Source organism: Ruegeria sp. AH12 (genome assembly GCF_056541465.1).
Genome location: NZ_JBQFYL010000227.1, coordinates 1 through 524, shown reverse-complemented (window position 1 = coordinate 524; position 524 = coordinate 1). Strand labels below are relative to the sequence as shown.

Here is a 524-nt window from a genome sequence, read left to right as displayed (position 1 = left end):
CAGCGACCGGATTTCGAATAAACCAGTAAGTCAGAGCGTGCATGGCTCAGCCCCCATCTGATTGCGGCGTCACCCGCTGACCCGGTAGAAACGAGGCCAAAGGTGTTTTGGCCACGCGCCACGGGCCGGTCCCTTCGGGAGCCGATACCGTCACTGTACTTTCGCTGCGGAACAGGATGTTCGGGCTAAGCCTCTGCAATTGGTCCTTATCGTCTACAATCCAAATGTATCCCGCACGGGTCAGGACGCTTTCGGGTAGGGTTAATGTGTCCGAGATCCGGCGTCCGGGAATGTGAACCTGCAGGAAGTCTCCGGCGAGTATGCGTTCATCGGGCTTTGTGACATCCAGAAAGACCCGCACCTGCCGTGTGTCTTGATCCAGAAACCCTCCTCCACGCCGGACTTGAGCCCGCCCCAACGCTCCGCCCGAGCGCTGTGTCAGATCAGCAGTGGCACCAGAGATCGGATGATCCAACAACGCCCAGTCCGCCTGACTAAACTCGGCGACCAGTTCGAATTGCTGG

General features: G+C 58.8%; 1 protein-coding gene. It reads right to left on the bottom strand.

The window, feature by feature from the left end; translation table 11 throughout:
- Window positions 1-46: 46 nt before the first annotated feature.
- Window positions 47-524: efflux RND transporter periplasmic adaptor subunit (locus tag ACR0EL_RS22770; protein WP_480502395.1), on the bottom strand; the 478-nt coding region annotated here is incomplete at its 5' end.